Here is a 13,511-nt window from a genome sequence, read left to right as displayed (position 1 = left end):
TCTGACGAAGGTTCGCTTGTGCACCAAGACTGTCATTTGGATCCAGCGCAGCATTGGTAAGATTGGGCTCGCAGTCGACCTTCGCTGGTTCCCGTGCCTATGTCTGGAGGCAGCCCGAAGCGGACCTTCAAAATCCGACTTTGCAATTCTCGCTATGCGGACTTTGCTGCCGAAGGACAAAGTTAACTGAAGGTTCGCTTTCCTTTGGCTCGTGATCTCTTTAGAACTTTCCGCCGAGGCGTAGCGTTTGCGGGGAAACAAATTGCGGAAGATTTTGGTAACAGGCTCCTCCGGTCGGATCGGTCAGGCATTTTTTGCCGCGTATCAGGAGCGCTATGAGTTTGCGCTGACTGATATGAAGGAACCCACGCAACCCGTTTCGGGTCCGCATCGCTTTGTGCAATCCGATCTTTCTGATGTAAATGCCGCTGACGCATTGTGCCAAGGCGTGGATGCGGTTGTGCATCTTGCTGGCGTGCCAGACCCAGACGCTGAATTTGACGATGTGCTGCCCGCCAATATCTTGGCGACAACTTACTTGATTGAAGCAGCTCGTAAAGCAAAGGTCAGTCGCTTTGTCTTCGCCAGCAGTGCGCAAACTATAGAAGGATACCCTGTAGACCGGCAAATCGTGCCGGGGATGGCAATCGCTCCGGCCAATCTCTACGGTGTCTCCAAGTGTTATGGGGAAGCACTGTGTTCACTCTATGCGACACGACACGGTATGTCCTGTGTCTCATTGCGAATAGGGGCGTTCGAGCGTGCTGACGGCCCACCGCTTGAAACCAAGCGCGATCTCAGCGCGTGGCTTAGTCATCGGGATGCAACTCACCTTATTAATCGCGCCATCCAAGCTGAGATCAAAGGGAGTTTCATTGCACATGGCATCTCCAACAATCGATTTAAGCGACTTGATTTGACTGAAACCTGCAATGTTCTGGGATACGCGCCGCAGGACGATGCTTTCTCAACCTTCCCGATACCCTCTGCCTAAAGCTGACGCCCGTCGGCAGCGCGGAAATGGTCGAAAAGGGCTCAAAGTGGCCGTTCTTTGTGGTGTGCGTATTGGCTGGTCGCAGCCCGGAGCAGACATTCAAAACTAGACTTTGCAAATCCCGAGAAGCGGACAAAGCACCAGTTCGCTGCATGCGAACCAATGTCTCCTAAGTGCACATTGCGTCCGAATTCTCAGCTAAATACCACGCTGCAAGTTTTTAAGTGGATGCGATCTAACTGACTGAGTTACTGCATATGCTGCGGAGATAGATGAATCTGGTATCGGGACCGGATCAGGTCATCTGTCGCGCGATCAATATGCGACGGGAAATGCTGACTCAGGAGCCGCCGAGCCTGCTCACGGGCGCGCGTTTGCATGTCAGTCTTACCCGCCTCGGCCCACGCGTCGGGGCTCTCACGGTCGCTGAGGGATGGATAGAAGTAATCGCGCTGCATCGCTGCCAGGGTTTGATCACCTCCCAGAAAGTGGCCTTCTGTGCGAATGGAATGTTCGATGGCCTCCAGGTTCAAGGTGTCACCATTGACCTCGACGCCGCGCACGATGCGTTGAACCGAGCCGAGGATATCGTTGTCGATTACAAATCCCTCAAATGACACCCCCAAAAGACTGCCAAACATACCGGCGGATTCATAGATCAGGTTTCCACCGGCCAGTCCTGCTGCCAGCGTTGTCAGACCCTTCTCATATCCAGCCTGCGCGTCGGGCAGTTTGGAATCCGTCATAGATGCCGCCACCCCGGAAATCAGACCAAGTGAATTCGTCAGCTGAGCAGAGCAAGCATTCAGGATGGCCATTTCTGCGCTACCACCGGCGAATGCGCCTGTCCGTAAGTCGACGACGAATGGCCAATTGGAGAAGATGACAGGATGCCCAGGCTTCAACAAGTCAATCAAGACCAGTGCGGCAAGGGTTTCAGCAAGCGATTGTGCCAACATCCCCGCCAACGGCGCTGGTGCCGTCGCACCGGATTGGGCGGCGATGATCGTGTTGACGGGCATGTTGTGGCGCAGTGCTGCTTCGGCCACGTCAACGGCGTCTTCACCGTAGCGCATGGGAGAGATAATCGGCGAGATATGTGCCTTGCAAAATGGGCGCTTCTGAAAGGCTTCGGGCTCGCCCAAAATCATATCGAAGAGTTCGATGCAGGCGTCTACATGACTGCCAAAGCTGAAACTGTTGCCGATGGGCTTTGTCGTGCCACTTGCGATGGCGTAAGCCGTGTTGACATCCAGATCAAAGATGTCGGGCACATCCGTGGCCACGCAACAGCGGGTGAACCAGCAGATATTGTCCAACTGGTCCGCCAGTCTGGCAAAGTCATAGAGGTCGCGTAGGGTAGAAGGGCGATACGTACTTGTATCCAGGTCAAGCGTTTGCACGGCTGCACCGCCGGTGCCAAAGCGGACATCCTGTTTCTTGACCTCGAAATCATGTCTTGGATCTTGGCCAAACAAGGTTAGGGATTTCGGCGTCGAATCAATGATGTCTTCGAGGAAACCCCGCGAGTAGAGCACACGACCCTCGGTATCGATTTCGCATCCACGCTCTTTTGCCAGCTTCTTGATTTGCTCAGGCACGTCGCCGATGCCGACAGTGCTCAGCAAGGTAAAAGCGGCGTCGACGATCTGGGCACACTGCGTGTCGGTCAGGGGGCGGTATTGACCGCCGGGCAAACCGGAAGGGGCTGGATTTGGAACCTCATCGCCCGGATTCTGGCGCGATGCCACACGCGCAGCACGACCTCCGGCTCGGGTGCGGCGTTTGGGAGTTTCCGTCATGCGACACCTCTGGGCAGAGTGTTTTCAGGATCAAACTGGCACTGTGGAAGAACCGTGGCTCGGGTGGCTTCACCCATCAGCAGAACCTCCAGTTCCTTGCCGATTTCGGCATGGTTCGGATTAACATACGCCATGGCAAGGTTCTTCCCCGTCCGATAACCCCAGGCCGCTGATGTTATGGAGCCGACCGATCTGCCATTCACAAATACACCCTCGCCCGGTTGGGCGGAGCCCACGTTGCTATGGAGTTCCAACATAACCCGTTCTTTACGGTTCCCGGCTTCGATTTGCGCCTGAAGTCCCGGTTTTCCAGGGAATTCCTTGCTCATATCCACGAAACGATGCAGCCCAGCTTCAATCGGATTGAATTCGGTGATGAAATCACCTTTCCAGTGGCCATAGCCTTTTTCCAAACGCATCGAGTCAATTGCAAACATACCAAAATGCGCGAGGCCAAACGCTTCGCCTGCCTTAGTCAGGACGTCGTAGGCGGCATAGAGCTGACTGTTGGGTATATGCAGTTCGAATGCCTGCTCACCTGAATAGCTAATGGCGATGGCCAATGCCTCGACATGGCCGATAAAGACACGTTGCGCGGTGAGCCAGGGAAAGTCGGATTGCCCCCATTTTGTACGAGGTGAAACCGCCTTCAGCAGATCACGAGTCTTTGGGCCGGCAATAATCATCATCGTGTGAGTGTTGGTGCGGCTTTCGATGCGAATATCCGACCCTTTCGGCAGACGCTCGTTCAGCCAGTCCATATCGTGGTATTCCGCTGTCGCGGCAGAGCCGTAGAAGATGCTTCCATCCGGCATTGGCACAATTGTCGCTTCGCCTGAGATGTTGCCATTTGGCGTCAGGAAGTAACACAGATTAGCCTTGCCTGCTTTGTCCGACACCTTTGAACACGTCAGGCTGCTGAGCCATTCCAACGTTCCGCTGCCGGTTATGCGGTAATGGTTGAAACCCGAAAGCTCAGCCAGTCCGACACCAGAACGAAGGGCTTCAATCTCGGCTCCAACAACATCGTGCCAATTCTGGAAAGCGTAGCCATGTGTTGGCTCGAATTCGGCATCTGGTTTGTAGAATTCCGTGCGCTCCCAGCCATTGACCACCCCAAATTCCGCGCCTTTGGCTTTGAGCACCGGATAGAGCGGCGATGCTTTTGCGGGACGTCCAGCTGGGCGATGCTCATGAGGCAGGTGCCAGCGGAACTCGTTCTGGTAATCCTCGATGGATTTTAATGCTGTGTATTCGGTGTTGGCAAAACTGGTGATCCGACGTGGGTCAAGCTGCCATGTGTCCCATTCGGTTTCGCCATGTACGATCATCTGTGCGATCATTTTGCCATAACCGCCGCCTTCGCCGATGCCCACGCGCAACCCGATCATGGACCAGCAGTTGCGCAGGCCTGGTTGTTTGCCCACCAGTGGCCCCGCATCCGATGCATAGGTAATCGGCCCGTTCACCACCGATTTGATGCCGACCTCTTTCATACAGGGAAGACGCTCAAAGATTGGCTCCATCTTTGGCAAAAGGCGGTCCAGATCATCCGGGCAAAGTGCGTTGACGAAATCCGGATCGATCCCGTCCATGCCAAACGTCTTGCAGTCATGTTCGTAGATGCCGACCAAAAGTCCCTTCTTTTCCTGTCGCATGTAGAAGGTGTCGCGGGGGCAGCGTACCATGGGCACGCGGGTTTCCCGTTCAACAAGCTCCGGAATGTCTTCGGTTAAGAAATACATGTGTTCCATCGCTATGACAGGGTATTCGATGCCCATCAGCGCGCCGACTTCATTGGCACGATAACCAGCCGCGACCACGATATGCTCGGCGGTGATTGTGCCCTGGCCGGTTGTGACCAGCCATTCGCCATTGGGCAGTTGTTTCAACGCTGTGACGGGCGTGTGCCGGTGGATTTTGGCCCCGGCTTTGCGTGACCGCGCGGCCAATGCCTGACATAGCTGCGCGGGATCGATATCACCGTCCTTTTTGTCCCACATCGCGGCCAACACCCCATCGGTGTTCAAAAGAGGGTTGCGCCGCTTGGCCTCCGCGGCATCCAGAAGATCAAAGTCAATTCCCAAGCCTTTCGCCACTGACATGATATGATGCACCTCATCCAAGTGGGTGGGATTGGTCAGCAAACGCATACCGCCGGTGGCATGGTGGTAATTGATCGGATAAGCCGGATCATCGGCCAGTTCTTTATAGAGTTTGATCGTGTAGTCCCGCAGCAGAAGCAGCAGTTGATTGAATGCCACGCTTGGGCATTGCGCCGCCGAATGCCAGGTGGTTCCGCTGGTCAGTTCGTTGCGTTCCAGCAAGACAGCATCGCTCCAACCTTCCTGACAGAGATGGTAGAGCGCGGATAATCCACCAACGCCGCCACCGACGACAACCACGCGCGCATGGTCCTGCATGAGCCACCTCCAAGACTTCCAAACTACTAAAACCAAGTATCGGTCGAATTATATCTTTTGAAAAACAGAAAATATGAAATACTAAATTCATATTTAGTGAATTAGGAACAGCCATGGATACCAGCCTGAAAGCCTTGCGATACTTCATGGCAGCCGCAAACAGTGGCAGCATTACCGATGCATCCAAGCAGATGAATGTCGTACCATCCGCTGTGCTGGCAGCGGTCAACCAGGTGGAAGAGGCCTTTGGATTGCAGTTGACAGTGCGGCATCGCTCAAAAGGGATTGCCCCCACATCGACTGGGAAACTTCTCATGGCCCGCATCCAACATCTACTGGATGAATATGAAGCGCTTATGAGCCAGGGCGCAGAGATGCGAACACAATTGATCGGAACCCTGCGCGTCGGGTACTACGCCCCCGTTGCCCCAGCCTTTCTGCCTACCATCGCGCGTGACCTTCTAACTGATAACCTGCGCGTCGACATCAAGTTCATCGAATGCGACACCCAGAGAGCGCAAGCTGGGCTGCTGTCCGGTGAATTTGATGTGATCCTTTGTGTTGCTGAAAGTGGGGCCCTTGGGGTGATCTATGAGACCCTGATTGAGGTGCCTCCATATCTTCTTGTTCCGGAGCAGCATGCGTTTGCATCCAGAACCGGCGTTTCCTTGTCCGATCTGAACAACGAACCCATGGTACTTCTCGATCTGCCTGTGATCAGCGACTATTACAGCCGGTTGTTTGAAGCAGCCGATGTCGCTCCACATGTCGCCTGCACAGCGACAACACTCGAAATGGTACGCAGTTTGGTTGGTACAGGGGTTGGGTGTTCACTGCTGCATATGCGCCCCAAAACGCATGAGACTTATGCAGGGCAAAAAGTCGTGGAAGTACCATTGGACCCACCTGCTGACCCATTGAAAATTGTTCTGGGATACCTGCCGGACAATCCACGCCGTGTTGTGAAATATTTCATTGAAAGCCTGAGAGACTTGTTTTCGAAGGAGGGAGCTAACCGTTTTCTGGTAACTCCACCTGCCGATAGATGACTTTCAGAATGGCGGCTATTGCCGCTTCTTGCTAATTCGCGCGCAACGCAGCATCGGTAGAAATGGGCTCTATGCCGCCGTACTCTGCGGTTTTCATGATTGGCTAGTCGCAGCCCCAAAGAAGACATTCAAACGTAGACTTTGCAAATTCCTAGATGCCGACGAAGTTGCGTCTCGTCTTTCATAGACAGCGCCTCTGAATGACATTGCCTGACGTCATTGCCCGGTGCCAATGACACGTTCGAGGAACTCGGTAATCCGTCCTTCCACAGACATGCTCACTGCATCGCCGCCCAAACTGGCTGCGCCAGCAGGATAGAAATGGCCAAAGCCCGGCACCCAGGCGAACTCATGCTCCACACCGACTTCTTCGTAGTGAGCGACAAGGAGGGGAACTGAAGACAACGCGCCCGGCAGATCATACTGCCCTATGAACATGAGGATCGGCGGTCTGTCTGACGAAGCTGTAACCGCCTTGTTCACGTCAAACCCGGCGTCAGTTCCGGACAGGAGAAAGACACCAGAGACAGGAACCCCCATGCCATGCGCAACATTCCAAGACGTCACTGCGCCTGCGGAAAACCCGCCAAGCACAATACGGTTCGGGTCGATACTGTAAGTGGCAGCGGATTCCCGGATATGCAGCACCGCTTTGCGCAAGTCTTCGGCAGCTGAGATCACGCCATCAACCATTGTCTTCTCTTGTTCGGGGATGCTGAAATCAAGCGGCGGCAGGTCCATAGTCCCCCGAATATGGTTGGCTTGGGGCAATAGAGGCAACAGACTGTCGGGCGCGATCCAATCTGCTTGATACCCTTCCCCTGACGGCACAGGCCCTTCGGGTGTCAGCCGATAGTCGATTGCAAAGCACGTATAGCCCCGCGCGGCAAACCGACGGCAATAATTGCCCATCGAGGTATCCTGAGCACCACCCGATTGAAACGTAAGCCGCGGACTGCCGCGATGGAATGCGCCGCCAAAGGTGAGGACTACAGCGGGTCGCGGCGTGGTTGTGGCTTCGGTCGGATGATAGATGTCCATCCACAAGTCGCGCGAAACCTTCTTACCCTCTTTCGTCACGACCCCCTGTCCATAAACCACGCCTGCTTCCAGCGAATAGGTCACTGGAACTACCTCTTGCGCATCAAGCGGTGAAGCAATCAGTGAATATAAGAGGAAACCAACTGCCAGAGCACCCCGGTTGAATTTGCTAAACCTACGCAATTTGGAACCTCGCTAAAGTGTTGAGACAAGTTTTCTTTGGAAGAGATCATGCAATTGCTACGCGACGGACTTTGAGCGTAACCGCTCGGCTGGAGAAAACTCAACCTTTGTGTGATGGGTGAATTTGTCGTCCGCCGTAAGATTGCAAAGTTTGCCTTTTGCACTTCCGCTCTGGGCTCGTGTTACATTTCTCTGCGACTTGCATGATGGGCTGGTGGCAGCCCAAGACGGACATTCAGGGTCGGACTTTGCAAAGCCCGAGCGACGGAACAGGCGGTCTCTCTCGCCTATTTGAAGATCATGCAAACTTCATCCAACTTGAGAACCGGTGTGGTAGCTTGGTCGAGTGAGTTCATGAGACCAGTCCAATTGGAGAACGACCATGCGTCAAATTTATATTTTTCGGACACTGCCAAAAGCAGCCATAGCCTTTGTAGCTTCTGTATCGATGGCATGGGGATGTACAGGCATCATGTTGACGGGGCAGGATGGAAGCATCGTTCGCGCTAGGACCGCCGAATGGGGGCCGTTCGATCTTGAGACAAAGATCAACATTATTCCCCGAGGTTTCACGTATTCCGCAGGCGAAATGCCAGATGGGCAAGACGGAGCAAACTGGACGGGCCGTTTTGGGATGGTCGGTATCAGCATGTTGGATCATGGGGCTCCCGCAGATGGGATCAACGAAGCTGGACTGACCGCCGGACTGTTTTATCTGCCCGGATTTACTGAGTATCAGGAGTACGATCCTGACCTTGCCGACAACACGATTCCCGGCGATCTGCTCGCTAGCTATGTTCTTTCCCAGTTTGAGACGGTTGAAGAGGCTGCCACCGGGTTGGCGGATGTCCGTGTCGTCGGGGTTGTGGATGAGACACTCGGATTTCCCTTCCCATTTCATATGTTGGTTGCTGACCGGTTCGGCGGAAGGATCGTTGTTGAGTACATTGATGGCGAACTGACGATTTTCGATGCTCCGCTTGGGGTGATCACTAATTCGCCAAACTACGATTGGCACATGACCAACCTAAACAATTACGTAAACCTATCGGCCCTCGGGCTTCCGGAAGTTGAGGCAAGCGGCGTGACCTTCGCGCCCCTTGGCGCCGGGAGCGGCATGATAGGGCTGCCAGGCGACTTCACACCCCCATCCCGGTTTGTCCGCGCAGTCGCCTTTTCCCAGACGGCGCGGGAGACGCAAGGTGGCTATGACACCGTACGCGAGGCGTTCCGCATTTTGGATAACTTCAATATCCCTGCCGATGCCGCGGAAGGTGCTCAAGACGATGTGCAATCGGACGATCTGCTGTACAGCGCAACACAGATCACGACCGCTGCGGACTCCCTGAACCTCGTCTACTACTATCACACGATGTACGACCGAACGGTGCACATGGTCGATATGAAGCAGATTGACTTCGGAGCAATGGGAGACGAGATGATCGTCTTTGAAACCAGCGGTGATCGCGAACCCACTTTGGTCGATGTGACCCCAACGAATTGACACAATACTACGCGGGCCGTGGCGGTATCAACGCTGGCTGCGGCCCAATACAAATTCGGAATAGAGAGTTTGCCGCTCCAGCGAATTAGCGGCGTTAGGCTCGAAGTAGCGTTCGCCACCGTTCGCAACAGTGACTGGAGGCAGCCCGAAGCGGACCTTCAAATTCCAACTTTGCAGTTCTCGTGTTGCGGATAAGTTAGGCCTCGTTCTGCCAATATCTCAGCGTCGCTAACTGACCTGCTCCCCTAAAAAGTCCTCAGTTTGAGGTTAGCCTGTTCTCCAACGAAGGAGACAGACGATGAAGAGAAGCCGTTTCAGCGAAGAGCAAATCATTGGCATTCTGAAGGAGCATCAAGCTGGACTTGGTGCGAAGGAACTGTGCCGTAAGCACGGTATCAGCGATGCGACGTTCTACAAATGGCGATCCAAGTATGGCGGCATGGAAGTATCGGATGCCCGCCGGTTGAAGACGCTGGAATCCGAGAATGCCAAGCTGAAGAAGATGCTGGCTGAGCAGATGATGGATGTGGCGACGCTGAAAGAGATGCTCGGAAAAAACTTCTGAGGCCTGGTTCAAGGAGGAATGCCGTGGACTGGGCAATGAAGACCAAGGGTTACAATCAACGACGCGCTTGTGCGCTGGCCGGGGTCGATCCGCGTGTGTATCGGCGAACGTCGAAGCGTCCTGCCGACACCGCGTTGCGCGCCAGGATGAAGGAGTTGGCGTCCGAGCGGCGTCGGTTCGGATATCGCCGCCTGCACATCCTGCTGAAGCGTGAAGGCTGGGAGGTGAACTGGAAGAAGCTGTACCGCCTCTACCGCGAAGAAGGGTTAACAGTCCGTAAACGCGGCGGTCGCAAGCGCGCAGTGGGGACCAGGACACCCATGGCGATCCCGCAGGGGCCTAATCAGAGATGGTCGCTCGACTTCATGTCGGATGCGCTGGAGGATGGCCGCCGGTTCCGTGTGTTGAACGTCATTGATGACTTCAGCCGAGAATGTCTGGCCGCCGTGGTAGATACCTCCATCGGCGGTGCGCGTGTCGCCCGTGAGTTGGATCGGATCGCCGAGTTGCGTGGCTATCCTTGCCTGGTGGTCTCAGACAACGGAACTGAGCTGACCAGCAACGCGATGCTGAAATGGCAGGAATACCGCAAGGTCGACTGGCACTACATCGCACCGGGAAAGCCAATGCAGAACGGTTTGGTGGAAAGCTTCAACGGAAGAATGCGCGAGGAATGCCTGAACGAACACCTGTTCCCGTCTTTGCACCATGCCCGCCGCACGATTGCGGCATGGCGCGCCGACTATAATTACAACCGGCCTCACTCCAGCCTCGCTGGTCTGACGCCACAAGAATATGCTAACCGGTCAAAGGAAGACCAAAACCTGAACAGAGCTAACCTATTAACGCGGACTCTATGGGGAGCAGGTCATAACCACGGAAATCTGACATTGGCTCCGCAACAAGAATGGCTTAACATAAACTTTGCGCCTAAGACTGCTACCAAGCTCTGTTTCAGTTCATTCTGCCGGATAACGTTTGAGTCGGTAGTTCCCCAAAGAATGCCTTGTAGTCTCGTGCAAACTGCCCCATGTGCCAAAACCCAAAGGAATTTGCGACGTCCGATATACTCTGATCTGGCGAGCAGGATACCAATTCATGGCGTACTGCACCGAGACGGGCTCTTAGATAAAACTGTTTGGGGCTTACACCGAAAGTTTCCTGAAATGCGCGACGAAGAGTACATGCGGATACTTGGGTGTCTGCACATACTTCTCCAATTGAAACGTTGTCCATCAAATGGGCACGCATGAATTCAACTGCCTTTTGCGCCAAGCGGGTTCTGTTCTTGCTGTTGCCTCTATCACTCCATTTCTCATCGTTCACTAGCATTTCCAGAAGCTCTAGGATCAGATCGCTCTCTTCACCTTCAGTGCTGGGGCCTGTCTCGGAACCTATGAGAAAACGTGCTTTGTTTTTGATCTGAGAATGAAATCTGCCAGCATCACCCACGAACGAACGCGAAGCATTTTTTCGCACAGTGCTGATATCAAGGCCGCAATCGTCGGCGACCCGTTCCGCCCTTCGGATGTCGATGCCAAAGGTCAGGCCTGTGAGCGTTGAATTGCTCACGCCTTCAAAAGGGTCCCCGCTACCAAAATTCATCAGAGCGGTGTCTGAGGGGTAGCCGTTAAGCCAAGTCCGTACACTCCCTTTGTCTGGTAGTCCAAACGCCAGAATGTCGGGGCGAGATACACCGGTTTGGTACACGGCTTTGTCAAACGACAAATCTATCATTTGGAGACCAGTCCCCGCCCAAACAGATACCGCCGAATTCATGTTTCCTTTTTCGAGTTGGCGTAATTCGACATCCCATTGGGAAAGCTCGCGGAACTGCGAAGGATCCTGCAATAAAAGAGTATTTGGGTTGCAGGTTTTTTCTTCCACTGATCGTTTTTTGATGTGGTCCATTCAGCAGCTCGCGTAATTGTCATGCAATGTTATCTCGCAAACGTAGGCTTAGGCAATTGCAAGACAAGGCAGACAAATCGGGGGAAAAAAGGTTTGGACGCCCATCCTTGCCTGATGACATAGCGCGCACTGAACGTGTCGTAACACTGCTTACCAAGAGCGAAAAAGAGATGTTGCGCTCTCAGGCTGAGGACAGCGAACTCTCGCTTTCGACCTACTGCCATCACCTGATCCTTGAAGGTCTGAAAACACAAAAATCATGAAATAGGGGTATCTCATGAAATCAAAACTGTTCCTTTCCACACTGGCCTTTGCTGGCTCTGCTTTCACGGCGACAGCTCAGGACAGCAACATCGTGCATGATGCGGAGTACTATGTACTTAAGCAGCAAAACGAGGCCGTTTGGGTCGAGAACGACGCGCAGGTTGATCAACTGTTGGCCGATTTTCGTGAGAAGAACGGAGGGAACCCTCCAAACATCTTCTACATCCTGATTGACGATATGGGCTTTGGCGACATGGGTATGCCCGAGATGAACGCCATCCGCGGGTATTCGACGCCCAATATCAACGCGCTGGCAGAGGAAAGCATGCGGTTCGCGCGCATGTACACTGAGCCGTCCTGCACACCGTCGCGCGTGGCCTTCATGACGGGTCGCCAGCCGTATCGCAATGGGATGGGTGATACTGCCGTCGATATTTCAGGTTTTGGCCTTGCCGACGAAGAGGTCACCCTCGCCGAAGTTTTGAAATCCGTAGGCTACAATACCTCGCATGTTGGCAAATGGCACATGGGCGACATTCAGGAATCCTGGCCGACTTATCAGGGTTTCGACTACGCCGCGTTTCCGATCCATCAGCAGGGCCAGTTGGCCATCTTCAACGAAGACGCGGCTAAAGAAGAAATCACCATGGCCATCGGTGAAGACAACTACAATTCCAAGTACACGCTGGATGATTGGTTTCGACCTGATCCGGGACACATGATTACAGGGCTTGAAGCTGTCATTGGTGGAGAGGTCCGCGAAGTCCATATGGAACCGGGTGAGAAATGGACCCAGGACAAATACAATGAAATGAACATCCGCTATCAGGCACAAGCGATGGAACAGTTGCGCCTGCTAGCAGAGCGGGATGAACCGTTCTTCCTGCAATACTGGCCTCTTGTCCCTCTGTCGACAACGCGCACGACGAAAGAGGCGTTCACGACACCCAACGGCGGTACATTCGTTGAAAGCATGGAAGAGCTGGATGAATGGATCGGCGTCATTCTTGAGGAAGTCGATACGCTGGGGCTCAGAGACAATACCCTGATCGTTTTGATGGGCGATAACGGTCACTTCACCAAATATGCTCCCGGCAGTGGGTTTTCACCTTTGGTCTTCCGCGGCGGCAAGGCCGATACCTCTGAGGGAGGGGTTCGGGTGGACGCGTTTGCCCGCCTGCCCGGCCTGATCGAGGGAGACTCGATAGTATCGGACATCATTCACATCTCTGACTTGTTCACGTCGATAGCACGTATTGGCGGAGCGATGGATGCCATCCCCCGCGACCGGATCATTGACGGTGTCGATCAGACGTCCCTGATGTTCATTGGCGATACGCATGGGCGCCGAGATCATGTTCTGATCTACTCGATCAACTCGCTGAAAGAGGTGGTGAAGGAACACATCAAGCTCAAGGTTCCGGCCAAAGGTGAAAACGCCATCGTGGCCAAGTTCTACAACCTGTTCCGAGATCCTCGCGAAGAACAGAGCGTATCGACAGAGATCGGCGCGTGGGCAGGTCATGAGTTCAACCGGATCATTGCCCGCCACCTGAAATTCAAGGAAATGTACCCCGATCAACCTGCCGCGACGGGACGCCCCTATGAAGGTATCGCGAACCTTCGTCCCGAAACTGTCGCAGCGGTGGATGCCTTTGTCGCCAAGCGGGACATTCAGCCTGAGTAATAGGTGACTCTGATACGAGTAACGCAAACCCCGCGCCGCAAAACGAAGCGCTCAACGCGGGGTTTGACATCTACTTCAAAGATCATGG

At 54.1% G+C, this 13,511-nt stretch carries 10 protein-coding genes and 1 pseudogene; 7 read left to right on the top strand and 4 right to left on the bottom strand.

Features of this window, described 5'->3' with window-relative positions:
• Nucleotides 1-262: 262 nt before the first annotated feature.
• Nucleotides 263-994 (top strand): NAD-dependent epimerase/dehydratase family protein, encoded by a 732-nt coding sequence (locus tag AC2TCY_RS08580; protein WP_480846809.1) that lies wholly within the window; start codon nt 263-265, stop codon nt 992-994.
• A 248-nt stretch (nt 995-1,242) separates the two neighbouring features.
• Here AC2TCY_RS08580 and AC2TCY_RS08575 read toward each other — a convergent pair whose 3' ends face one another.
• Both AC2TCY_RS08575 and AC2TCY_RS08570 read right to left on the bottom strand, forming a co-directional pair.
• A complete protein-coding gene (locus tag AC2TCY_RS08575; protein ID WP_170519255.1) occupies nt 1,243-2,796 on the bottom strand; it encodes a trimethylamine methyltransferase family protein in 1,554 nt (517 codons plus the stop codon).
• Nucleotides 2,793-5,219 carry a GcvT family protein gene (locus AC2TCY_RS08570; RefSeq protein WP_480846808.1) on the bottom strand — a complete coding sequence of 809 codons (2,427 nt, stop codon included), beginning with the start codon at nt 5,217-5,219 and terminating at the stop codon, nt 2,793-2,795. Before AC2TCY_RS08570 ends, AC2TCY_RS08575 begins: the two co-directional genes overlap by 4 nt.
• 113 nt (nt 5,220-5,332) lie before the next feature.
• Here AC2TCY_RS08570 and AC2TCY_RS08565 point away from each other — a divergent pair, with 113 nt between their 5' ends.
• A complete protein-coding gene (locus tag AC2TCY_RS08565) occupies nt 5,333-6,268 on the top strand; it encodes a LysR family transcriptional regulator (RefSeq protein WP_170519261.1) in 936 nt (311 codons plus the stop codon).
• 216 nt (nt 6,269-6,484) lie between these two features.
• Here AC2TCY_RS08565 and AC2TCY_RS08560 read toward each other — a convergent pair whose 3' ends face one another.
• Complete coding sequence (locus tag AC2TCY_RS08560; RefSeq protein ID WP_480846806.1) at nt 6,485-7,393, bottom strand: alpha/beta hydrolase; 909 nt, start codon at nt 7,391-7,393, stop codon at nt 6,485-6,487.
• Between the two features lie 481 nt (nt 7,394-7,874).
• Between AC2TCY_RS08560 and AC2TCY_RS08555 the strand changes: the two genes are divergently transcribed.
• Nucleotides 7,875-8,996: a linear amide C-N hydrolase gene (locus AC2TCY_RS08555; protein WP_480846805.1), complete on the top strand. Its 1,122-nt coding sequence runs from the start codon at nt 7,875-7,877 to the stop codon at nt 8,994-8,996.
• Between the two features lie 298 nt (nt 8,997-9,294).
• Nucleotides 9,295-10,391 (top strand): annotated as a pseudogene (locus AC2TCY_RS08550) (IS3 family transposase); the annotation flags it as partial.
• A gap of 124 nt (nt 10,392-10,515) precedes the next feature.
• Here AC2TCY_RS08550 and AC2TCY_RS08545 read toward each other — a convergent pair.
• The gene (locus AC2TCY_RS08545) at nt 10,516-10,797 is read right to left on the bottom strand and encodes a helix-turn-helix domain-containing protein (protein WP_480846974.1); all 282 of its coding nucleotides are present in this window, start codon (nt 10,795-10,797) and stop codon (nt 10,516-10,518) included.
• 192 nt (nt 10,798-10,989) lie between these two features.
• Here AC2TCY_RS08545 and AC2TCY_RS08540 point away from each other — a divergent pair, with 192 nt between their 5' ends.
• The 3 genes from AC2TCY_RS08540 (at nt 10,990) to AC2TCY_RS08530 (ending at nt 13,423) form a co-directional block, all read left to right on the top strand.
• Nucleotides 10,990-11,124: a hypothetical protein gene (locus AC2TCY_RS08540; protein ID WP_480846986.1), complete on the top strand. Its 135-nt coding sequence runs from the start codon at nt 10,990-10,992 to the stop codon at nt 11,122-11,124.
• A 455-nt stretch (nt 11,125-11,579) separates the two neighbouring features.
• The gene (locus AC2TCY_RS08535) at nt 11,580-11,735 is read left to right on the top strand and encodes a plasmid mobilization protein (RefSeq protein ID WP_170680733.1); all 156 of its coding nucleotides are present in this window, start codon (nt 11,580-11,582) and stop codon (nt 11,733-11,735) included.
• Nucleotides 11,736-11,749: 14 nt separating this feature from the next.
• Nucleotides 11,750-13,423: a sulfatase-like hydrolase/transferase gene (locus AC2TCY_RS08530; protein WP_480593643.1), complete on the top strand. Its 1,674-nt coding sequence runs from the start codon at nt 11,750-11,752 to the stop codon at nt 13,421-13,423.
• Nucleotides 13,424-13,511: the final 88 nt, after the last annotated feature.

Source organism: Ruegeria sp. HKCCD7181, from assembly GCF_057221055.1.
This window is presented reverse-complemented; position numbering and strand designations above follow the sequence as displayed.

Bases quoted from the DNA above. Each gene is read 5' to 3' on its own strand.
- AC2TCY_RS08555 (WP_480846805.1), top strand. From the start codon at position 7,875: ATGCGTCAAATTTATATTTTTCGGACACTGCCAAAAGCAGCCATAGCC.
- AC2TCY_RS08530 (WP_480593643.1), top strand. From the start codon at position 11,750: ATGAAATCAAAACTGTTCCTTTCCACACTGGCCTTTGCTGGCTCTGCT.
- AC2TCY_RS08570 (WP_480846808.1), bottom strand. From the start codon at position 5,219: ATGCAGGACCATGCGCGCGTGGTTGTCGTCGGTGGCGGCGTTGGTGGA.
- AC2TCY_RS08575 (WP_170519255.1), bottom strand. From the start codon at position 2,796: ATGACGGAAACTCCCAAACGCCGCACCCGAGCCGGAGGTCGTGCTGCG.
- AC2TCY_RS08540 (WP_480846986.1), top strand. From the start codon at position 10,990: ATGAAATCTGCCAGCATCACCCACGAACGAACGCGAAGCATTTTTTCG.
- AC2TCY_RS08565 (WP_170519261.1), top strand. From the start codon at position 5,333: ATGGATACCAGCCTGAAAGCCTTGCGATACTTCATGGCAGCCGCAAAC.
- AC2TCY_RS08545 (WP_480846974.1), bottom strand. From the start codon at position 10,797: ATGGACAACGTTTCAATTGGAGAAGTATGTGCAGACACCCAAGTATCC.